Origin of the sequence: Phyllobacterium bourgognense (assembly GCF_003337575.1) — a bacterium.
In the GTDB taxonomy this organism is placed as follows: Bacteria; Pseudomonadota; Alphaproteobacteria; order Rhizobiales; family Rhizobiaceae; genus Phyllobacterium; species Phyllobacterium bourgognense.
Genome location: NZ_QPJM01000017.1, coordinates 68,113 through 88,782 on the forward strand (window position 1 = coordinate 68,113; position 20,670 = coordinate 88,782).

Genomic DNA, 20,670 nt, shown 5'->3' on the forward strand with positions numbered 1-20,670 from the left:
CTCTAGATTTGACTACGATCCGGAAATGCGAACACGCCAGCGATCCGCTTGCGCCATTGCGGGACGAGAGCCGAGTCCATAACGCTGTGGCCCTCATAGGCGTGAATGAAACGCCCATGATCTGCAAGAATGCCGAGATGTTTGGCAGCCACACCGTCGCGCCAGCGGAACACCAGCAAATCGCCGGGTCCGGCCCCGATAACCGGCTTTTCGATCATGTGCAGGCGCGCCGCATCGAGCAGCGGATCGGCTGTACCTGTCTCTGCCCAATCCATGGAATACGCGGGAACCGATTGCGGTTCCTGCCCGTAGAGTGCGCGCCAGATGCCGCGCACCAGTCCGAGGCAGTCGCAACCAACCTCGCATCTCGATCCGCCGTGCCGGTAGGGCGTACCAATCCACTGGCGGGCTTCGAACAAAACTTCCTCTGCTATGCTCATGGCACCAGTGGCTTTCCATCGAAATTGCCCTTGCCATCGGCATAATTATAGGCGGCGTCGTTGCCGGGCAGATGCGGAAACCCGCGAAAATTGACGCTATTGGCAAACTTCGCCTTGCATTGCGCGAAGCTCTTGTCACAGCCCGGCAACAGGGAGAACTGATCCCCGACCTTGATATCGGGTATCTGTGCGTCGCGCAGGCTGAGCCGAATGGCGTTGCCATACGGCGCCTGATTGAGAACAACATTCGTACGCCCGGCACTGGTCCCGGATGTCCAGGTCAGCGTACCATTGTCGAACCAGTCGGCGCTTGGAGGTTGAAGCCCCGAAACAACGATCTGCCGATCCGATATGATCGTCGTGACGGTCCCGGCTTGATTTCCGCCCGCATAGCAACAGCGGTTATCGCCGAGCTGGGCATCGCAGTGGCGTGTCATCCGCCGGCCGCTGACCTTGTCGAGATCGACCGAGCTGCTTTTCGTTTCGGCCACGAACTTGCCGCCTGAACGCGTAATCGCGCCGATGCGCGCGCTGCGCAGGAGAATGAGTTGATCCGGCGACACCCAATTGACGAGCCAGGTTTCCACTGTTGCCGCGTCGAATGCCCCCCGCTCGATATCACTGTCACTGATGCTGGCTGACGAAAGGGCGCCTTCGATCTCGGCGCTGTCTACCCCAAGCCCCAGCGAGTTGGTTGCTTCGCTGGCACTGAGGCCCGTTTGCGGCTCGCAAGCGATCCCGCTGACAAGCAATGTCCGATCATGGTCCGTGAAGCCGTATACCACACCGTCCTTTCGCCGGATGATCCAACAGAAACAATGTGTTGTGACTTCACCTGCAAGATGTGATTCAAGAGCAGGAGGAATTGCCGTCATGCCTTTACCTCGATGATTGGGATGGTGGGGATCTCGCCCGCCTTGAACGATTTTATGCTGATCGTCAGCCGGTCCGTGTCGAACCGCGCCGGTACATCGAAGCCGAATCCCGCCGTCACTGTTGCGCCCGCGGGCGGTATTTTACCTGGCTGGAAGATAACCTTCCCGGTGATCAGCTCGACAACGAAGTCCAAAGCCTCCGTCTTTTCGACACCGTTCACAGCGGCGCGCACACTGCCTCCCAGTGCCTTGGTGATCGGCCGCACATAATCGCCGTAGCGCTTTACCAGCTGGAAAGCAGCATTGGTCCCGTCGCCATTTCCAAGGAACTGGTCGCCCGGCGCAACCATCTTTCCGGACCGGCACGACAGATGATCGAACGGATCGCGAAAACGGAAGGCATGGAGCGAACCTCTCCGGGCCTCGAAGAACGTCATGACATCGTCGAGGTCGGCAAGCGATCGCAACCCTGTCCCCGCATCATAATGATGCCGCGACTGCGCCCAGCGCGAATTGCGCTGTTCGAAGCCGGACGTCAGCGGGACGATCTCGTTGCGCCACTCCGGCCCGCCGGTCGCGCCGAAGGAAACGCCAGTTGGAAACCGGACATCGTGAAAAGCCGTCATGATTGTTTCCTAAAAAGTTCTGGCGCCCTTGCGTGCCGCGCGGGCAAGCATGCCGGTAAGCTGAGCCTCGGATTTGCGGAAGGATGCAGCGTTCGGTGTCGATACGTTGAAGGTAACGTGCACCGCCGAGCCGCCGCCCTGCGTGGCGACGCCAAGTCGCCCGTCGGCGCCGCGCGTCAGGGGCATGATCGCCTCGGTGCCCGCCTCGCCCATCAGGCCAAGCGAACCCCCAGCGTTGAAATAAGTGGGGCTGGAAACGACGCCGCCCTTGGCAAAAGCCGTGGGTTGCGTTCCTACCGCCGCAGTTTTTGAACCGGCGCCCGGCTTCAATCCTCCGATGAAGTCTTTGAACAAGCCGGAGGCCAGATCCTGCAGGGGCTTCAATCCGGCACTTAGCGCCATATTGGCAATGCTCATCGCGAGTTGTTTCAAAACATCACCCAGATCCCGGCCGCTAACCGCGGCGCTTTTTAGCGAGTTCGTCAGCGTGCGACCGAAAAGCTCCGACTTTTTCTGCAATTCATCCAGCGCCTCTTTGCAGCTTTCAGTGTCGAACTCGCGCTCGACCTTGCCTGTATTATTCTCAAGCATTCCATCTCCTATTGTTCATCCGGAAAGCACTGCATCAAACGTTCCAGATCAATCCGCCTCGGCGTCGAGCGGTTGGAAGGCCTATGAAAAGCGGCATTGAGTTCGCGCGGCGTCATCGCCCAAAACTCGGCGGAGGACAGCCGCAAGATGCTGAACCCCGCCGCCATCATGGCCGCCCAGGGAAATGGCTCGACATGATCTTCCTTGATACTCAAAGAATTGATCCAGCCTGCTCGGAATTTGATTCACCGAAGGTCGCACTCAACAATTCGCCGACGATGCGGGCAAAGCCGGTTATTCCGCCATCGGCGCGCATCTGCGCAATTGCTTCCGGCGCCAGTTCATTGCCGCCGCCACGCAGACCGGCTGCAACAATCTTGAGGATATCGCCCGCCGAAAGTGCGCTTGTCGAAAACCGTTTCAACAAGACAGCCAAGTCTTCCGCGCCGAATGCGTCTTCCAATTCTGCAAGAGCCCCAAGTGTCAGGCACAGTGTCCATTCGCGGCCATCCAGGACCGCGCTGATTTCGCCGCGATGTCGGTTCACCATCAGGCAATCTCCTTGAATGTAATCGGGCCTGCGGATTCCAGCGCGATCTCGAACGTGACTTCGCCATTGTAGGCACCGCCATATTCAAGCGCCGTGATCTGAAACGACCCTTGCAGCATGCCGAAATCCGGCAAGACAATCTGCCAGAGCGGTATCTCGCCGTTGAAAAACGCCTGCCGGAACAGCGCATCCGATTGCGCATCCTTGAAGAGGCCCGCGCCGCCAATGGAAGCGTGCTGCACGGCACTGCCGGCAAGCAGTTCGCGCCATCGACCAACAGCATCCGCGTCGGTTACGTCGACAGCCTGCGTGTTGAAAGCCAGACGCTTCGATCGCATTCCGGCACATGTCACATAGCTGCCTTTGGCATCGGCAACCTTCAACAGAATATCCTTGCCTCTCTGGGCGCCCATTTCGTGATCCTTTCAGGTTGATTGAGTTCAGGCGGGGAGTTCTTCCGTCACCGCCCGATAGCGCAGGACACCGAGATAGCCGTCGCGGTTGTCCTCGGCGCGCGCCTGGGAATACTGCAACCCCAGATTTGCCAACCGGTGCCCAACAAGCGTGAGTGCCGATTTTTCTAACAGCCGCTCGATGATGTTCATGATCGCGAATACCGATTTTCGGCCGCTCGCCCGGTTCCAGATGTTAAGCGTAAACAGATGTTCGCTGCCCCGTTCGGTGCCCGTGCTCCAATCATAAATATTGGTGGAGCCGAGCGTCACATAGGGAAACGCCGCCTTCTCCGGCACGCGGTCATAGACCCGGCCCTCGATCAGTTTTTCGAGCGAGCCATCCGCCTTTAAATGCGCGAGAAGGGCCTTTTGCAATTCCAGCCCGGCACTCGTCATGGTTTGGCCTCGTTCATAGTCTTGCGGTTATGCTTCGAATTCGCAGCTGGATCTTTTTCAGATCTGGCAGTCGCATCTTCCGCCAGCTCGATCGCCTGCCAGCGCAAAGTCTGGATCAGGTCGGCGACGGTCATCTGCATCGTGATCTTCATCGGCTCTCCTCGCGCACGCGGCAGACCAGATAGCGCCCGCTATCGTCGGGATCGTGCAGTGTCAGGATCTGAAAAATGCGCAGCCCCTTGCGCAGGCGCATGGTGCTGGCGATGTCGCTTCGCATCCGCAGTGTGATGCGGTGTGTGATCTCGGGCAGGCCTTGCTCGCCGAGGATGCGCAGGCCGGACTCCATCGGTTCGATTTGCGCCCAGACGCTGGCAATCTCGACCCAGTTTTCCACGAGTTCGCCCGTGTCGTCGGCAGTGATTGTGGATTTCTCAAGCAAAAGCTCGCGCGACAGACTGCCCGGATCGATGAAGAGCGCCGGCATCAGAGCGATACCCTGCGCCAAAGCCCGATCGCCCGTTCAAAAGCTGGCGGATAGGAGACAGGCTGTTGCGCAGCGCCATAGACACCCCGAAACTCGTACCAATGCGCAACCAGCGTCATGATGGCATGGCGCAAGGCGTCGGGAACCTCGTTTCCGGTTTCGCCGAAACCGGCCACGAAATCGATTTCCAGCCCGCTGAGCGGCTGGACCGGCCGGCTGCGTGCCGCAAGATAGAGCCGCGCCGGCCTCGCGTAGCCACTGAGATGGAGGTCGTGCCCGGCAATCGAAACCGGCATTCCGTCTTCGATGTAAGCTGTCACAGCGACGACGGAACGCACCGGATATTTCGCGATCCGGACCACACCGCTTTTCGGCCAGCTATCGGCATAGAACCGCCAGGTCTGGTCGATCAGTGCAAGCCCGGTCTGCACCTCGAGCGTTTCCCGCGCAGCCTTGATAAGGCCAGTCAGCAATGCATCTTCGCCGTCATTGTCGAGGCGTAAGAATTGGCGCACCTCCGCCAGCGTCACCGGCTCAAGAGCCGGCGGCTTGATCAGTGTCATGGTCATGTTTGGGGTCCTGTTAAAAAGGAATGACGCTTGCGCGCGCTCAGATAGCTGCTTCAATCACAGGTGATAGCAGGCTTGAATCCGGCAGCGTAAAATTGAAAAAGCTTGTTCGCCTCAGAGATAGAAGCTTATCGCGATCGATATTGGTCTCCGGGGGCCGTCTTATTTGGTGTGACAATCAGCTTTATTCCGTTCGCAGCTTAACAAAGATATCCGGTCTCGTTTCGATAGCGGCTAAATATTCTGGGTGTTTGTCTACATTGTACAGATAGAGAAGATATGCGAAGTCTGGGTATTCTTCTTCTTCCAATGTTTCCCTCCCAAACATATTTGTTTTTAGTAAAATGCACTCATCTTCGGACAAATAGTAAACAAATCCATCCGAATTCTCCATTTCACTTATGCGTACATAACCAGCATTATCATACATAATCTTACTAATAGCATCTATAAGATCCGCCAATTCATTCTCACTAATTTGCGCATCATTTGCCTCGTTCTGTATTCCAAAAAGAACATTGTTATTTTGTTTCACTTTAATCCCCATTCTCTCTTATGAATTTGATGAAATCTTCCAACGTCGCAAATTCTCCCCGTTTTCTAATATCTTCTCTCGACCGAAAAATCACGAAACTGACCTTACGTCTGGCTTGCGCCGCCATCGCATCCCTTAGCCTCAAAAGCCCCGAGCGTCTCAAGCATTTCCTTCTCTTTAATCGGCTCTGTACGAGTTCTACCTTTCCCCATAGCCCTATCCTTGCGCCCTCCGCCCTTCTGAACAAGGTTTCGCTGGCAATCGCCACATCAAGATCACTTCGTTTAGCGCCATCGTGGAGCGTCTTCGTTTGTGAGTTTCTACCGGTTACCGCGCTGCCGCGCAGATGGATGCTCGCATCCCTTATTCCTGTTTCGGCAAGTCGGCTGCGCGCTGCAGAGCCAAAAGCTGTACATTGCGCTTGATCCACAAAACCATAGGGAATGAAGCTACCGCGAATATTTACACCTTCATTGAGCTCGGCTAGTCGCTCATTTGCTTCCCGCCCGATATTTTCGTTGGCTGCAATTTCGCCTTCGACATTTTCATAAACACGTGCTTGCGGGCGCCAATTCGGGTCGCGCTGCTGCACCGTTCGAACGGCAGCGTCCTTGCGGTTCTGTGCTGCCGAAAGGCGCACCGCTTGGGTAGGCGTAATTTCTTGACTTCGGCCTGCGATGCGGCGCAATGTCGGCCCACTACCGCTCCGCCCACCTCCTCGACTTTGCACCAACGTTGCCGGCGTCCCATCAGGTGCCTTCGGGCCAGTCTCTGGTTTGCGTCCAACCGCCACCGCACCGCCAAACCGCCCGTGGCCGGAGGCGAGCTGCGCACCACCTGTCACTCCGCTCCCGCCTTCGTCCGTCCATTGCCCGCCATCGGAATTGCCGGCGGGTACACGCGGTTGGTCTGGATTGTATTTTCTGACCCAGATCTGGAAAGGCTCATAGAGTAATGAGCGGCTTTTCAGTTCACTGTTCTCTTGGGCCAAGCTAGCCAGCCAAAGGAGGTTATGTTCCCGTGGCGGACTACGCTTCAAAGCCTGGATCAGAACTTCGTTGGCCTTGATGTTCCAGAGTATTTTCAGCTCATCCGAATTGAATGGCGCCGACATGAATGTGCGCTCCGGAAACTACTGGATTGGGTGAAATGAGCAATTCGACGAAGGTCTTAGGAAGATTTGGCGTGTGCCATTCTGGCCAGGACGAGACGAAAATGGTGGTTTTCGAGGACCGGAGCGCAGCGTAGATATTGGTACGTGAGCACCGGACCGCAGAAAAACGCCATTTGCAGGACGTCCTGGTCTGAATGGGTTGAGGATCAGGCCGCGAACTTCAGCAGCTTGATCGCATCAAAATCCTGCACGCCGCCGCCGACACGTTTGGTCGTGTAGAACAGCACATAGGGCTTGGCGGAGTAAGGATCGCGCAGCACGCGCACGCCGGTGCGATCCACCACCAGATAGCCCCTGGCGAAATCGCCAAAGGCAATCGGTGTCGCCTTGTCGGCGATATCCGGCATGTCCTCAGCCTCGACAAGCCCGAAACCGAGCAGCGAAGCCTGGGCGCCGGGCGTTGCCGGCGGCGTCCAGAGATAATTGCCGTCCCTGTCCTTGAGCTTGCGGATTTCGGCTTGCGTCTTGCGGTTCATCACCCAATTGGCGTTCTGACGATATCCGGCCTTCAGCGCATAGATGGTATCAAGCAGAATGTCGGAAGCATCCGCCGCGGGAAACTTACCGGCAAGGCCCGTGGAAAGCGAACCGAGCTTGCCCCACGCCCAAGCATTTTCGGCCACAACGTCATAGGTCAGGAAGCCGCGTGGCTTGTTGACGCCATCGCCGCTGATGAAGGCCTTGCCTTCCTGTTCGGCAAAGGCAGTTTCCACCTCCGTCGAGATCCACTGCTCCACGTCGACCGCGCTATCGTCGAGCAAGGACGATGTCGCCGCCGGCATGGCGTAGAGTTCCATAGTGGGGAATTGCAGCTCGGCCAGCTTGGAGCCTTCCGTCTGTGGGCGAATATCGGTTTCGCTGACCCAGCCAACCGATGGTCCCTTGATCGAGTAGGGTTTCTTCAGCACCGAACCCGATACCTGCCGCACGGAAGCAATATTCCGGATTGGCGAGATCTGCGCCAGACGTGCGCCAATCTGTGTTTCCAGTTCCTCCGGCACCAGATAGCCGCCATCGCTTGCCGAACCAATCGTATGCGCCTTGGTTTCGATGACACGCAGAGCGCTTTCATCGCCGCGCCGCATATAGGTTTCAAAGGCGTTCTTGTGCTCGGGCGAAGACACCTGGCGAACACCGCCATCCAGCGCCGGACGCGCCTGTTTCAACTCCAGACGGTCCATTGCGCGCTTTCGCGCATCCATTTCAGTGTCCAGGCGCTGCATTTTATCGGTCGTCAGAACATCGACGCTCTTGCCTTTCTCGATATCGCCGAGGCGAACGTCATTCGCGGCTTTGTATTCGTAAAATGTGCGGGAAAATTCTTCAAAACTCTCAGGGTCGCTCGCAGTCTTGGTCTCGAGCATTTGCTTGGCTTCACTCATTATTCTTCCTTTTGGTTGTTAAAAATCGGAGTTGAAAATGCGCACAACCTTGCCGCCCCGCGCCGGCAATCCAGAGCGAAGTTTCAAAGTTGATATGTGGGGAAATCCTGGTTTCAGGATGTTATTGAAATGCCTGATGCATGCAGGAAATTATTCCTGCCTTTGGCCGTTGGCGATTATAATCTCTGGGCAGCGTGCCTTGGGACAGCACTCAATCCGGTCGCTGCAGTTCATCCAGACGGCTCATAATATCCGGATACTGCCGTGCAACCACTCTTAGTATCTCTTCAGATTGAGCCGCCATCAGACACCCGACCATATTGCGCAAAGTATTGAACGCCGCGGCGTTTCGCGTGGCCTGTCGTACAATTAAGAAGGCGTTGTAGTCTCTGGAATGGCTCAAAACGATCTTGACGATCGCATCCGCATCGTCCTTGCTTATCTCGCTCACTCTGTTCTTCTCCTTGATATCCAGAGAGCGGCTTTTGGCCCAATGCCTCGACGCAGCGTGCGCGAATGGAACACGGCCCAACCTGTCGAGCAATTGAACTTTTGGCTAACTGCATGGTAACATCGGAAAGGTCACCACCGAGATTTCCCAAAGGTCGACCTCGTGACATGGCGGATGCCGCCGTCATCTGCCTTGGCCTTGATCGTCTTGAAGCCGATGGAAAGCCCGTCGATGGCGCCCGAACGCATCAGCTCCAGCACTTCCGCTGCGGTGAAGAAAGCTTAATTTCCGTTGACAATAGAAATGTTTGGCAACTCGTAGCAAATAACATCAATAATATCATTTGAAGTCGATATTATTATATGTTTAGAACCCTCAATTTCTATGCCATACTTTTGCTCGTGAATCCATTTTATATATTCCGAATTCTTGCACTCAACAAATACATACTCGAGCAAACCTCTTTCGCTTAAATCTTCAATTAACAACAATCTGTCGCTTTCGTTACATTTTCTGTACGACGAAACTCCAACCGGCCATTCTATTCGATAAATTACTTTATTTTCATCTTCAATGATGATCAAAAATCCATTATTATTGCCATATATTTCATTCAGCTCGAAACGACCTTTATACTCTATACCATTTATTAGAAAATATTCTTGTAAATTATCAATCATATCTCACCTTTATATATCTATCTCCGATTTGAAATTCTAATGTGGGTCTGCCTTCTTTACTTTTTAACCGAACGATAATTTTGCTTCCATCCGGCAACCTGCCGCCGGAGATCAAGTCCAGCACTTTCGCCGCCTTGGCGACACCCTTTGCCAGCTTGCCCTCGACATAGAGCCCGCGCTTGTCCTCGCGAACCTCCGTCCATGTGCCGATAGGCTGGTTCGGGCGGTGCGCCTTCCGATTAGTCTATACGCCGAACGATTTCTTCCAGATACATGCGTATACCGTCGTCGCTATCAAAGCGGGTGTTGGAGTTGGCTCCTTGCCATATTCTGTTTAGTTCCTTGGAGTCGTGCACGTTTTCGAGCACATCAAGGATAAAATGTTTGATCACCTGTTGTTGCTGAGGCGTGACATGTTTGAGCGCAAAATCGAACTCATCCTCAACCTCAGGCGATACGGCGAGTATCTGAGGATCGAACCACACACACAATTCTGGAAATTCTGGCGGTATTTTCATTGATCGTCTCCGGGCAATTTGCGATTGTTTGGATAAGCCGTTCTCACGCGATATCCCCTTCCTATTCTGTTATCGTGGCGAATATAGACAAAAACGTTGAATGTCGTACGGACGTAAGGCCTGCTATCGCCAGTTGCTTGATAAACTTCTCTACCTGTCGGGTGCTCAAACCGCATATTCAACGTCGCCTCGTTCCGTTCTCCACTTGCAACAGCGTCTACGATTGCCTGATTGTTCTCCAAAACCTTGTTAACCATGTCATTGGCTTTGGCCTGATTTTCAAAACTTCCATAGGCCTCACTCCATTTGGTTACTGTATAGCGCGGCGTTTCTCTTCGGGAATAGTCTCCACGCATACGAGCTTTAAGCGACTCATCGCTTTGCGCTATGTGGCGGCTCTTGGTATGTCCGATTCCAATAGGTACCTCCTCTTCATCTAAATCGACTGAGTAGCGCTTGGAATCTCCTTTGTCTTGTACGAGCTTTACCGGCGTGCCATCTGGCGCCTTCGGGCCAGTGTCGGGTTTCTTAGCAGGCAAAGCCGCGCCAAAACGACCGCCTCTGGCGGCGGTGCCCTCCGGCTTTTCCCTGGCCCTTCGATCGAACGCCTCCTGCGTGAGCGGCTTGCCACTTGCGCCGCCTCCCCCGCTATCCGTCCATTGCCCGCCGTCGGGGTTTCCCGCTGAAACGCGCGGCTGGTCGGGATTGTACTTGCGGTACCAGATCTGGAACGGCTCATAGAGCGTCGAGTGGCTTTTCAGCTCCGCGTTTTCTTCGCGCAGCCGCGCCAGCCACCGGCAGTTGTAGTCGTTTTGGGGCGACCGTTTCAGCGCCTCGATCAGCACCTCATTGGCCTTGATGTTCCACAAGAGCCTATGCTGGTTGGAATAGTCCTTGTCCGGCATGGCGTCGGCGGGCAGGCTCTTCACCTGCCCCACCCTTGCGGATGGCAGCATCGGAAACGTCACCACCGAGATTTCCCAAAGGTCCGCCTCGTGGATATGGCGGATGCCGCCGCCATCCGCTTTGGCCTTGATCGTCTTGAAGCCGATGGAAAGGCCATCGATGGCGCCCGAACGCATCAGTTCCAGCACTTCCGCTGCGGTGATGAAAGCTTAGTTTCCGTTGACAATAGAAATAGTTGGCAATTCATAGCAAATAACATCAATAATATCATTTGAGGTCGATATTATTATATGCTTGGAATCCTCAAGTTCGATACCATGCTTTTGCTCAGAAATCCATTTTATATATTTAGAATTCTTGCACTCAACAAATACATACTGAAGTAAATCTTTCTCACTTAACTCTCCAATTAACAGTAATCTATCGCTTTCGTCGCATTTTCTGTACGACAACACCCATTCCGGCCATTCTATTCGATATATTACTTTATTTTCATCTTCAATGATTACCAAAAACCCATTCTGATCGTCATGTATTTCATTTAACTCGAAACGACCTTTATACTCTATACCTTTTATTGAAAAATATTCCTGTGAATTATCAATCATATCTCACCTTTATGCGTTTTTTTCCAATTTGGAATTCTAATGTAGGCCTGTCTTTTCTACTCCTTAACCGCACAACGATCGTGCTTCCATCCGGCAACTTACCCACCTTAACACCATCTGGATATACTCTAACGTCAGAGGGATTGAATTCGCCAAAATCTTTCTCGGCCTGAACCATGCCCCCATGCTTTACCCATTGAGTCGTCCGACCTTTCGTGTTGCCGTCCCTAGCCTCGTTGACCGGAGGTAGTTGTGGCCGATTGGGCCGTGGTAGCGGCACTTCCAGAAGCTCGCGATGTCGGCTTGGCGGCTCATTATTTAACGCGGGGCCGCCATTGTGTCCGAATGCTTGGCGGTTTAGCTCCTGTATTCTCCCTTCCGCTTCCCGGGCTCTGAACTCGTTGTAACGTATTGCGCCTTCGACGCCCTCATATGCTCCAGGCCGGGGTTGCCAGTTCGGATCGCGTTGTCGCACCTGGCCGATTGCGTTATCTGCTTCTCTCCCAGAGCGGTCCAGCCGCAGCGCCTGTTCAGGCGTTATTTCCACATTGCGGCCAGCAATATTTCGTATTATCGGGCCGCCACCGCGACGCCCGCCGCCCCGGCTTTGCACCGATTGCACCCGCGTGCCATCCGGCGCTTTCGGGCCAGCGTCAGGTTTCTTCGCGGGCAAGGCCCCACTAAAACGCCCGCCTCTTGAGGCAGTGCCGTCGGGCTTTTCCTTGGGCCCACCCGATCTTCGATCGAACGCCTCCTGCGACAGCGGCTTGCCACTCGCGCCGCCACCCCCGCCATCCGTCCATTGCCCGCCATCGGGGTTTCCCGCTGAAACACGCGGCTGGTCGGGACTGTACTTCCTCACCCATATCTGAAATGGCTCGTAAAACGTCGAGTGGCTTTTCAGCCCCGCGTTTTCTTCGCGCAGCCGCGCCAGCCACCGGCAGTTGTAGTCGCTCTGCGGCGACCGTTTCAGCGCCTCGATCAGCACCTCATTGGCCTTGATGTTCCACAGCAGCCTGTGCTGGTTCGAATAGTCCCTGTCCGGCATGGCATCGGCGGGCAGCGGCTCAAGACTCTTCACCTGCCCGACCCGCGCCGATGGCAACATCGGAAAGGTCACCACCGAGATTTCCCAAAGGTCCGCCTCGTGGATATGGCGGATGCCGCCGCCATCCGCCTTGGCCTTGATCGTCTTGAAGCCGATGGAAAGCCCATCTATGGCGCCGGAGCGCATCAGCTCCAGCACTTCGGAAGCCTTGGCGACACCTTTCGCCAGCTTGCCCTCGACATAGAGCCCGCGCTTGTCCTCGCGAACCTCCGTCCATGTGCCGATGGGCTGGTTCGGATCGTGCTGCCACAGCATGCGGATGCCGGCGGCGCCACGTGTCTGAATCGACTTCAGGAACGCCCCGGCCTCGATCGCATCCTTGCCGAGATCGACCTCGCCGAACAGGCTGGCATAGCCGGAAAAACTGCCATCTTCCGCCACGGCCTCTACGGTCAATCCCGTGTACTTCTTCTCGAGGCGCGGCAGAAATCGTCTGTTTGTTCCCGGTTCAACGAACATTGGCGATATCCCTCTCGTCGGAGGGATTTTTGTCGATTTGCGGAGGTTTCGGTTCACCGATGCGCGCGGCGATGCGGGCAAAAATGCCGAGCGCCGTCCAGGCGGCGAGGCTTGCCGCCGTCGCCCCCATCAGCATTAATTCGGTTTTCCCGAGCTCACCACCAATGTCGAGTTCGGCAGCGATCTTGATCCCGGCTACGCCGCCGAAGGCAAGGCCGCAGACAATGCCGACGATGAAGCGGATGGCCGCTTCGCTCTTGTCGCGCGGCAGCATGTAGGCGAGGGAGACGGCAGAGCCTGCAATAGCGCCCGCCGCCTTTGCCGCCAGTATCCAGGCGGCATCGGACCAGTGTGTCATCTTATTCTCCCTGATTTTTTGGGGCGTAGCCGACTGCTTCACGTTTCTCCTCATCGCTGAGGAACGGCGCAGCGCCGATCCGCTGCCACAAGGCATCGCGCTCCTGTGAGAGCCCGTCGACGCGGTCGAGATCGGGCTCGATCCGCAGCTCATTGCCGAAGACCGGACCGAGCCAGGCAGCGAAAGCTTTGGCTGTGCGTGTCACCATCGGGATCACCGTCAGCCGGTAAAAGGCGCGGTTGGCCTCGGCATAGTTGGCGTAGGTGTTGTCGCCGGGAATGCCGAGCAGCATGGGCGGAATGCCGAAAGCCAGGGCGATATCGCGGCTTGCCGTGTTCTTGGCGGCGATGAAATCCATATCGAGCGGCGACAGTCCCATGGATTTCCAGTCGAGCCCGCCTTCCAGGAGCAATGGACGACCAGCCTTTGCCGCACCGGTATAACCCTCTTCCAACTCGCCTTTCAGCCGTTCGAACTGATCTTCCGTCAGGTGGCTGGTTTCACCCGGCGCATAAACGAGCGCTCCTGAGGGCCGTGCCGAATTGTCGAGCAGCGCCTTGTTCCACGAGCCGGAAGCGTTGTGGATATCCAGCGCCATAAGCGCGGCTTCGAGCGGCGCGAAGCCGTAATGATCATCTAGCGGATGGAAGAGCTTCAGGTGCAGTCCGCGCCCCTCATCAAGCGGGATCGTGCGCTTCTGCGCGCCGACGCCGTAGTTCAGCGCAATCGGCCAGCCATTGTCATCGGCAAGGATACGAACGCGATCGGGCCGCAAGAGATGCAGCTCGCTCGCCCCGCCGCCGCTCTGCACCCGCTCCACATAGGCGTTGCCGGAGAGCAGCAGGTGGCCATACAGCGCCTCGAGGAAGCTCGCGCCGTCGGTGCCGCGATGCGGGTTGGTCAGAAGATCGAGCAGTGGATGCTCGCTGTGCTCCGTCTTGCCCTCATAGAGCAGCCAGGGTGTCGCGCCGGCCGCTTCCGCCAGATGGCGGACGCAGCGGTAGGCAACGGGATTGCGCATGAAACCTTGCCGCGAAAGCCCGACATAACCGCTCTGCGACCAGCGCGCCTCGCGGTCGAATTGCAAGGCGACAAAGCCCTGCGCCGACTTCTGCTGCAGATACGGGTTCTCATTCGCGGCGCGTCGGCGCCACGGCCAGTTGAGTGCCATGGGGGAGTCTTTCTGTTGTGTGAAAAGCGTCAGTTTTGCGGAAAACCGCCTACGCATCGTGCGCGACGAAGTTCCGGCATAGCGTGAATGTCACCCCACCACCCGTATCCTCGGGCTGCCATCGCGGCGGCGCAGGAGATCGCTGAGGGCCCAGACCAGCGCGTCCACCCGATCCGGCGAACGCCCGTTCGACAAGCCATTATGAGCGAAGTCGCACATTTCATCCTCCAGCAGGGGAAAGCGCGCCGCATGGCGCACCCTGCCTTGTTCGTAGAGTGCTGCAATCGGCTCGGCCCGCAGCGCCTTGCCGCGATTGGCCCGCACCGAACGCACGGGAACGCTGTCGTCCTCCGCTGCAATCACCGCGGCGACCATATCGCCACCCTGATTGACCTCGGCAATGATCAAATCGGCCTCCAGCCTGTGAAACAGCGCGATCGCCCGTCTCGCCCATTCATGCGGCTTGGCCGGTGCGAAACTCTCGTCAGCAAGCACCCAGGCCATGCCGTTCTCATCGAGACCGGCAGCAACGATGCCGCAAGCATCGGATTTCTTTGTTGCGCTAGCCGGAGGATCGATAGCGACGACGATCCGCTTCAGCTCCGGCACGTCTGAGGAGAACACGTTCTCCATCATCAGCCGGGACCACAGCGCGTCCGGGCTCTCCTCGATCAGCTCGCCATCGAGTTCCTGCCGCCCGAGCCGGGTACCGCCATAAAGCCCATTCACATGCTTGACGAAACCGGGCGCAAGATTGGCGGCATTTTCCTGCATTTTCATGCGGCGCACACGAATTGCCGGATCGGCGAGCATATTCTTGAGCAATGGCAGCGGCCTTGGCGTCGTCGTCACGACCTGCCGCGGGTTGAGCCCAAGGCGTAGGCCGAATTGCAGCATATCCCAGGTCTCCTGCACATGTTTCCATTTTGCAATCTCGTCGCACCAGGCGGCGTCAAATTGCGGGCCGCGCAGACTGTCCGGGTCTTCCGATGAAAACATTGACGCCGTGGCGCCGTTTGACCAAACGAGACGCCGCCGTGTCATCTCGTAGCGTGGTCTCTCTGCGCGGGACACCTTCATGATACCCGACGGCCCGTCGATCATGACTTCGCGCACATCCGCCAATGTCTCGCCGACCAGCGCGATGTTGCATGAACCACGCGTAGCGAACGGCCGGTAGTTTTGTGCGACGCCGTTGACCCATTCCGCGCCTATCCGGGTCTTGCCGGAGCCGCGCCCGCCAAGGATCAGCCATGTCTGCCATTCACCGTGCGGCGGTTGTTGCGCCGTCCGTCCCTGGCAAATCCACTCCCGTTCGAGCGCTACCGATTCCCTTTCGTTAAAGTTCTTTCTGGACCAGTTCTCTTGCGCGACTGTCAGCAAGTTCATCGATCCTTTCATCAATGCGTTTCAGGACGGCGCGAAGCTCATCGGCACTCAGGCTACCCACGGTTTGCGCTCTTGTTGTTGCAAAGCGCTCTTGTAGATCGCTCACGCGTTCAATGGTGCGGGCAAGAAGCGCCAGGGCATCGAGCCTCACCTTGCCCGAAGCTTCTTGATCCAACGAGGAAAGCGTATCCAGTTCTTTACGCAGCAGATCCATGATCCGCTGGGCCAAACGTAACTGCCGGTTTCCCTGTTGCATATCGCTATACGACAGACCGTCGCGTTTGAGCGCTCGCAGGAACTGGCCTTCAGTCAGCCCGAGCAGCGGCACGATTTCGGCGGCGGATACGCCATATTCGCGGCACAGCGCAAATGCGCTTCGCCGGCGCATGGCGGCGGCAAAATTGACTATCATGGATTGTCCTTGGAAGAAGACCGAAATTGATCCACGCGTCTCCGGCTAACCGGCCCGCGAAGTGTTGGACTCACATTTCCGACGATGACCAAAACCTATAGGACATCCGTTACGCAGTCAAGGATTATTTTCCTAGTCTGGATCTTTTTCTATTTGCGCTTGGCTGTGTTGAGATTCAGGTCAGGACGCGCCGAAAATCGTGATTTTCGAGAACCGGAGCGCAGCGTACTTTAAGGCACGTGAGCACCGGATCGCAGAAAAGCGCCATTTGCGGGCCCGTCCTGGCGTGAATATCACGCTGCCGCCTTCTTCCAGCTCAGTGCCAACAGCCCTGCCCCGATCATCAACGATCCGCCTGTCTGGTTGACGATACGCTGGACCTTCGGCTTCCGGATGGTCTGGCGCGCCATCGATGCCATCACGGCGTAGGTTGCTGCATTCAGTGTTGCGAGAACGAGGAAGGTCGTTTCGAAGATCACCATCTGCGTGAAGATGGGGCGGGTCGTATCGAGGAACTGCGGCAGGAAAGCCACGAAGAAAATAATGCTCTTGGGATTGAGGGCAGTGACCACGTAGGCGTGGAGAAAGATGCGGTGGGCCTTCTCGTTCTTTTCCGGCGTTTCGCCGGTTTCAGGATTGGCGATCGGCGCACGCCAGAGCTTGATGCCAAGATAGATAAGGTAGGCGGCACCAACCCATTTCAGCACGGTGAAGATCGCTGCCGATGCCGCGAGCAAGGCGCCAAGTCCAAGCATGGAGGCCGTCATCGCAGTGAAATCACCGAGCGCAACACCCGCAACCGTCGCCGCCGCAAAGCGTCGGCCATGGCCAAGCGCATAGGAGATGACGAGAAGGATCGTCGGACCCGGAATAGCGAGAAGAATTGCCGATGCTGCAACGAATGCCAGCCAATGCTCAATGGACATGCCTATGCTCCCATCTGGAAAAATGACACCAATCCACCGGGCAGGCGCAATTGCAAGTGGAAACTTTTTGGCAACAGTCCCGGTCAAATCTCCATATCGGAAGCGCTTGCCCTTGTGACATTAATCACAAAGGCGGTATTCTTTTTGCGGGACGAAATGACCATATTAGAGCTTAAACAGCCGCTTCAAGAAGCTGTTAAGTGATATCCGCTAAACCATGTGCCTTCAGGGGCAAGCATGGCTTAGCACAGGGCAGGCAAGAAGTTTGATGAACGCGCCAGGGCCGGACAAGAAACGCAAGCGATTCAAGGTCTCGCCGCTGCTTGGGCTTGATGCCTGGATCGATTCGACCCTTTACGAAACGCGCTTTCGCCTCGCAGAATTCTGGGAAGACACCACCATCTTCTTCCGCCGCTTCCATGTCACGGGCTGGCGTCGCGCTATATTCGAAGTTCTGGGCGAAGCATTCACCTGGGGTACAGTCGGTTCCGTGCTCATGCTGACGCTGGCTATCCCGGCCTTTCATGAAACCGAAAAGAACTGGCGTACACGCGACGATTTCGCCGTAACGTTCCTCGACCGCTATGGCAACGAGATCGGCCAGCGTGGTATTCTGCACCGTAGCGCCGTACCCATCGACGAATTGCCGGACCATGTCATCAAGGCCGTCCTTGCAACGGAAGACCGCCGCTTCTTCGACCATTTCGGCATTGATTTCCTCGGGCTGTCGCGCGCCATGACGGAAAACCTGCGCGCCAATTCGGTTGTCCAGGGCGGCTCGACCATTACCCAGCAGCTGGCGAAAAATCTGTTCCTCAACAACGAGCGGAGCCTTGACCGCAAGATCAAGGAAGCTTTCCTTGCCCTATGGCTGGAGTCGAACCTTACCAAGAAGGAAATCCTGCAGACATATCTCGACCGCGCCTATATGGGCGGCGGAACGTTCGGCATCGCGGCGGCTTCCGAATTTTACTTCGGCAAGAGCGTCAAGGACGTCAATCTGGCTGAGGCGGCAATGCTGGCCGGGCTTTTCAAGGCACCAGCGAAATATGCGCCGCATGTCAACCTGCCGGCAGCGCGTGCCCGCGCCAACGTGGTGCTCACCAATCTCGTCCAGGGCGGATTGATGACCGAAGGCCAGGTGGTCGGCGCACGCCGCAATCCGGCAACCGTGGTTGATCGGGGCCGCTCGGAAAGTCCGGATTATTTCCTCGATTGGGCCTTCGATGAGGTCAAGAAGGTCGCGCAGAAGATGCCGACCCATACGCTCGTCGTCCGCACCACGCTCGACACGGGAATCCAGAAGGCAGCGGAGGAATCCGCGGAATACCACCTTCGTCAGTTCGGCAAGGAATATCACGTCACCCAGGCTGCCATCGTCGTCCTTGAAAACAACGGCGCGGTCAGGGCGATCGTCGGCGGCCGCGACTATGGCGAAAGCCAGTTCAACCGCGCCACGGCCGCGCTGCGGCAGGCGGGCTCGTCGTTCAAGCCTTATGTCTATGCTGCTGCTATGGAAAAGGGCATGACACCGAAGACGCTGGTCTCCGGTGGCGCGGTTTCATGGGGCAACTGGTCGCCGCAGAATTATTCTCGTCAGTATCTGGGAAAGATCGACCTGACCACCGCCCTGGTCAAATCCATCAATACAGTCCCCGTGCGGCTCGCCAAGGACTACCTGACTACTGCCCCCATCGTCGCCTTGACCAAGGCGTTTGGCGTTGAGTCACCGATCAGCTCGCACAAGACGATGGTGCTGGGCACATCCGGTATGACCGTCATGGATCAGGCAACCGGTTACAACGTCTTCGCGACTGGCGGCATCGCCGGCATGCGTCATCCCTTCACGCAGATTTTGAACCAGAATGGCGACATCCTGTGGGATTGGAAAAAGGATGGTGTGAAACCGCACCGGGTACTTTCGCAAACGGCGGCAGATAACATGAACATCATGCTGTCGCAGGTGCCGGAATGGGGCACTGGCCGGCGTGCCGCTTTGCCGATGACGCGGGCGGCGGGCAAGACCGGCACCACGCAGAGCTACCGCGATGCATGGTTCGTTGGCTTCACCGGCAACTACACGGCCGCAGTCTGGTTCGGCAATGATAATTTCACGCCGACCAAGGAATTGACGGGCGGCATCCTTCCGGCAATGACCTGGCAGCGCTTCATGAACTACGCGCATCAGAACATCGATCTCAAAGCGATCCCGGGCATTGATCCGACCCTGCCCAAACAGGACAAGGTGGCGGCGGCAGAGGCGGAGGCCGTTGACGATGACGCGCTGAAGGCGGAAGAGCGGCCACGGGTTCTTTCAGGCGCCACCGCAAAGGCCATCCGTGAAATCGGCCAGGCTCTGAAAGCGGCGCCGCAGCTCAAACTGCCGATCCTGCCCTCGAAAGTCTCCGCACTCTGATTGCTTGCACCTGAACTCGCGTGTACTTCTGATTCCATGCTTCGAAATGTTCTCCTCGCCCTCATTGCGCTTGTGATTGCCGTCGGCGGCGGCACGCTGAGCGCATGGTATGCGGTCAACCGTTTCGATGGCTTTGGCGCGCTAACCGTCGGCCAATGGACCGGGCATCCAGACGCTGGCACCCCTCTCTCCGACCCTTATGCGAAGGCGCGGGCCGCCCGCGAAGGCGCCTTTCCGCTTGGATCCGCGGAAGGCCTAGCCTTCTACGCCTATGATGATAATCGGGGCCAGGCACTCGACCGGCGCTGCTCCTACAGGATCGAAGGCAATAGCCCCAATTCGCGTTTCTGGACGCTCTACGCGGCCGACCGCTCGCTCGTCGCACTTGATCCGGGCAAGGACCGCCTGCCTGCGCTGCATTCGCGGCAAATATTCCGCCAGGAGAATGGCCGGTTCGTCGTGCTCGTTTCGCCCAAGGCGCAACCGGGAAACTGGCTTGCCACGATAGGCGCCGGCCGGATGGTGCTTGTGATGACACTCTATGACACGCCTGTCGGCAGCAATTCGGGCCTCGTCGACATGACATTTCCGGCGGTCACGAGGATCAGTTGCGATGGGTAAGCTTTTTCGCGCCCTGCTCTTTGGTCTCATCGGCGCCGGCATTGTTCACATCGCGGTTGTGCTGCTCGTGCCCTTCTACTCGGATCGCAACGCCTGGTCGCGTATTTCCGCCTACGGCGATGACTGGCAATTCCATAGCGTGACTCGGGATCGGGCGCCCGGCACCGTGCCGCTCGCCTTCGATCCACTGTTTCAGGCAGCAGCCTGCCGTTTCGATATCGAGGACCTTCCCGCTCACATCACCGGCATCGGCACGACGCCTTATTGGTCAATCTCCGTTTACAACCGCCAAGGCGAAAACATTTATTCGATCAACGATCGCACCGCGATCGCCGACCAGCTCGATCTGGTCATCGCGACACCGCTGCAGATGATTGAACTCAACAAGACCAAGCCTGCAGCGGCTGAAAACTCCGTGCTGATCGAGGCCGACATGGATGAGGGCTTTGTTGTCATCCGTAGTTTCGTGCCGGACGAGTCCTGGAAAGAGCAAATCGATTCCTTCCTGAAAAGCGCCAGCTGCACGCCACTGCTATAAACGACGCAACGACTGGATCCATCGCTGCGTCG

28 protein-coding genes and 3 pseudogenes are annotated in these 20,670 nt (G+C 56.9%); 3 read left to right on the forward strand and 28 right to left on the reverse strand.

The features are described from left to right. Positions 1–2: 2 nt before the first annotated feature. The 28 genes and pseudogenes from C7476_RS22395 to C7476_RS22520 all read right to left on the reverse strand — a co-directional run bounded on the left by C7476_RS22395 (position 3) and on the right by C7476_RS22520 (position 17,063). Positions 3–440, reverse strand: a complete 438-nt coding sequence (locus tag C7476_RS22395; protein ID WP_114432069.1) for an NlpC/P60 family protein — start codon at positions 438–440, stop codon at positions 3–5. Beyond that, positions 437–1,315: a DUF2163 domain-containing protein gene (locus C7476_RS22400; protein WP_114432070.1), complete on the reverse strand. Its 879-nt coding sequence runs from the start codon at positions 1,313–1,315 to the stop codon at positions 437–439. Before C7476_RS22400 ends, C7476_RS22395 begins: the two co-directional genes overlap by 4 nt. Further along, positions 1,312–1,944: a DUF2460 domain-containing protein gene (locus tag C7476_RS22405; RefSeq protein WP_114432071.1), complete on the reverse strand. Its 633-nt coding sequence runs from the start codon at positions 1,942–1,944 to the stop codon at positions 1,312–1,314. Before C7476_RS22405 ends, C7476_RS22400 begins: the two co-directional genes overlap by 4 nt. Before the next feature lie 6 nt (positions 1,945–1,950). After that, positions 1,951–2,532 (reverse strand): phage tail tape measure protein, encoded by a 582-nt coding sequence (locus C7476_RS22410; protein WP_114432072.1) that lies wholly within the window; start codon positions 2,530–2,532, stop codon positions 1,951–1,953. A gap of 8 nt (positions 2,533–2,540) precedes the next feature. Then, positions 2,541–2,747: a rcc01693 family protein gene (locus C7476_RS22415; protein ID WP_281032740.1), complete on the reverse strand. Its 207-nt coding sequence runs from the start codon at positions 2,745–2,747 to the stop codon at positions 2,541–2,543. Continuing rightward, a complete protein-coding gene (locus C7476_RS22420; protein WP_114432073.1) occupies positions 2,744–3,082 on the reverse strand; it encodes a gene transfer agent family protein in 339 nt (112 codons plus the stop codon). Before C7476_RS22420 ends, C7476_RS22415 begins: the two co-directional genes overlap by 4 nt. After that, entirely contained in the window at positions 3,082–3,495 is a 414-nt protein-coding gene (locus tag C7476_RS22425; RefSeq protein WP_114432074.1) for a phage major tail protein, TP901-1 family, read from the reverse strand. The genes C7476_RS22420 and C7476_RS22425 overlap by 1 nt, the downstream gene beginning before the upstream one ends. Positions 3,496–3,522: 27 nt before the next feature. Then, positions 3,523–3,933 carry a DUF3168 domain-containing protein gene (locus C7476_RS22430; RefSeq protein WP_114432075.1) on the reverse strand — a complete coding sequence of 137 codons (411 nt, stop codon included), beginning with the start codon at positions 3,931–3,933 and terminating at the stop codon, positions 3,523–3,525. Then, positions 3,930–4,085, reverse strand: a complete 156-nt coding sequence (locus C7476_RS28320; protein WP_181872560.1) for a hypothetical protein — start codon at positions 4,083–4,085, stop codon at positions 3,930–3,932. Before C7476_RS28320 ends, C7476_RS22430 begins: the two co-directional genes overlap by 4 nt. Then, a complete protein-coding gene (locus C7476_RS22435; protein WP_245426482.1) occupies positions 4,082–4,417 on the reverse strand; it encodes a phage head closure protein in 336 nt (111 codons plus the stop codon). The genes C7476_RS28320 and C7476_RS22435 overlap by 4 nt, the downstream gene beginning before the upstream one ends. Next, complete coding sequence (locus C7476_RS22440; RefSeq protein WP_114432076.1) at positions 4,417–4,986, reverse strand: head-tail connector protein; 570 nt, start codon at positions 4,984–4,986, stop codon at positions 4,417–4,419. The genes C7476_RS22435 and C7476_RS22440 overlap by 1 nt, the downstream gene beginning before the upstream one ends. 184 nt (positions 4,987–5,170) lie before the next feature. Next, positions 5,171–5,521, reverse strand: a complete 351-nt coding sequence (locus C7476_RS22445) for a hypothetical protein (RefSeq protein ID WP_147274709.1) — start codon at positions 5,519–5,521, stop codon at positions 5,171–5,173. Between the two features lies 1 nt (position 5,522). Next, positions 5,523–6,635 carry a hypothetical protein gene (locus C7476_RS22450; RefSeq protein ID WP_114432078.1) on the reverse strand — a complete coding sequence of 371 codons (1,113 nt, stop codon included), beginning with the start codon at positions 6,633–6,635 and terminating at the stop codon, positions 5,523–5,525. A 206-nt stretch (positions 6,636–6,841) separates the two neighbouring features. Next, complete coding sequence (locus C7476_RS22455) at positions 6,842–8,077, reverse strand: phage major capsid protein (protein ID WP_114432079.1); 1,236 nt, start codon at positions 8,075–8,077, stop codon at positions 6,842–6,844. A gap of 211 nt (positions 8,078–8,288) precedes the next feature. Then, complete coding sequence (locus tag C7476_RS22460; protein ID WP_147274710.1) at positions 8,289–8,528, reverse strand: hypothetical protein; 240 nt, start codon at positions 8,526–8,528, stop codon at positions 8,289–8,291. A 105-nt stretch (positions 8,529–8,633) separates the two neighbouring features. Then, a pseudogene (locus C7476_RS22465) lies at positions 8,634–8,797 on the reverse strand (HK97 family phage prohead protease); the annotation flags it as partial. 12 nt (positions 8,798–8,809) lie between these two features. Further along, positions 8,810–9,208 carry a hypothetical protein gene (locus C7476_RS22470; RefSeq protein WP_114432081.1) on the reverse strand — a complete coding sequence of 133 codons (399 nt, stop codon included), beginning with the start codon at positions 9,206–9,208 and terminating at the stop codon, positions 8,810–8,812. Then, on the reverse strand, positions 9,201–9,419 hold the full coding sequence (locus C7476_RS29550) for an HK97 family phage prohead protease (protein WP_114432082.1): 219 nt from the start codon (positions 9,417–9,419) through the stop codon (positions 9,201–9,203). The genes C7476_RS22470 and C7476_RS29550 overlap by 8 nt, the downstream gene beginning before the upstream one ends. 28 nt (positions 9,420–9,447) lie before the next feature. Continuing rightward, the gene (locus tag C7476_RS22480; protein ID WP_114432083.1) at positions 9,448–9,726 is read right to left on the reverse strand and encodes a hypothetical protein; all 279 of its coding nucleotides are present in this window, start codon (positions 9,724–9,726) and stop codon (positions 9,448–9,450) included. Continuing rightward, a complete protein-coding gene (locus tag C7476_RS29165) occupies positions 9,723–10,631 on the reverse strand; it encodes an RNase A-like domain-containing protein (RefSeq protein WP_281032741.1) in 909 nt (302 codons plus the stop codon). The genes C7476_RS22480 and C7476_RS29165 overlap by 4 nt, the downstream gene beginning before the upstream one ends. A gap of 15 nt (positions 10,632–10,646) precedes the next feature. Then, positions 10,647–10,829: pseudogene (locus C7476_RS28860) on the reverse strand (HK97 family phage prohead protease); the annotation flags it as partial. A 12-nt stretch (positions 10,830–10,841) separates the two neighbouring features. Then, positions 10,842–11,240, reverse strand: a complete 399-nt coding sequence (locus tag C7476_RS22490) for a hypothetical protein (RefSeq protein ID WP_114432085.1) — start codon at positions 11,238–11,240, stop codon at positions 10,842–10,844. 1,072 nt (positions 11,241–12,312) lie between these two features. After that, positions 12,313–12,807 (reverse strand): annotated as a pseudogene (locus tag C7476_RS28865) (HK97 family phage prohead protease); the annotation flags it as partial. After that, the gene (locus tag C7476_RS22500; protein ID WP_114432087.1) at positions 12,797–13,165 is read right to left on the reverse strand and encodes a DUF6107 family protein; all 369 of its coding nucleotides are present in this window, start codon (positions 13,163–13,165) and stop codon (positions 12,797–12,799) included. The gene C7476_RS22500 and the pseudogene C7476_RS28865, both read right to left, overlap by 11 nt. Before the next feature lies 1 nt (position 13,166). Continuing rightward, complete coding sequence (locus C7476_RS22505; protein ID WP_114432088.1) at positions 13,167–14,336, reverse strand: phage portal protein; 1,170 nt, start codon at positions 14,334–14,336, stop codon at positions 13,167–13,169. A 90-nt stretch (positions 14,337–14,426) separates the two neighbouring features. Continuing rightward, complete coding sequence (locus tag C7476_RS22510) at positions 14,427–15,725, reverse strand: DNA-packaging protein (RefSeq protein ID WP_114432089.1); 1,299 nt, start codon at positions 15,723–15,725, stop codon at positions 14,427–14,429. Next, positions 15,676–16,137 (reverse strand): hypothetical protein, encoded by a 462-nt coding sequence (locus C7476_RS22515; RefSeq protein ID WP_114432090.1) that lies wholly within the window; start codon positions 16,135–16,137, stop codon positions 15,676–15,678. The genes C7476_RS22510 and C7476_RS22515 overlap by 50 nt, the downstream gene beginning before the upstream one ends. A gap of 293 nt (positions 16,138–16,430) precedes the next feature. Next, positions 16,431–17,063 carry a LysE family translocator gene (locus tag C7476_RS22520; protein WP_114432091.1) on the reverse strand — a complete coding sequence of 211 codons (633 nt, stop codon included), beginning with the start codon at positions 17,061–17,063 and terminating at the stop codon, positions 16,431–16,433. Positions 17,064–17,331: 268 nt separating this feature from the next. On the opposite strand from C7476_RS22520, the gene C7476_RS22525 reads away from it, so the two are divergent. Genes C7476_RS22525 through C7476_RS22535 form a run of 3 tightly spaced genes read left to right on the forward strand, consistent with a single transcriptional unit; the run spans position 17,332 to position 20,638 of the window. Continuing rightward, complete coding sequence (locus C7476_RS22525; RefSeq protein WP_114432092.1) at positions 17,332–19,479, forward strand: transglycosylase domain-containing protein; 2,148 nt, start codon at positions 17,332–17,334, stop codon at positions 19,477–19,479. Positions 19,480–19,515: 36 nt separating this feature from the next. Next, positions 19,516–20,100: a DUF1214 domain-containing protein gene (locus tag C7476_RS22530; protein WP_114432093.1), complete on the forward strand. Its 585-nt coding sequence runs from the start codon at positions 19,516–19,518 to the stop codon at positions 20,098–20,100. Next, positions 20,093–20,638 (forward strand): DUF1254 domain-containing protein, encoded by a 546-nt coding sequence (locus C7476_RS22535; RefSeq protein WP_114432094.1) that lies wholly within the window; start codon positions 20,093–20,095, stop codon positions 20,636–20,638. The genes C7476_RS22530 and C7476_RS22535 overlap by 8 nt, the downstream gene beginning before the upstream one ends. The last annotated feature ends 32 nt before the right edge of the window (positions 20,639–20,670 follow it).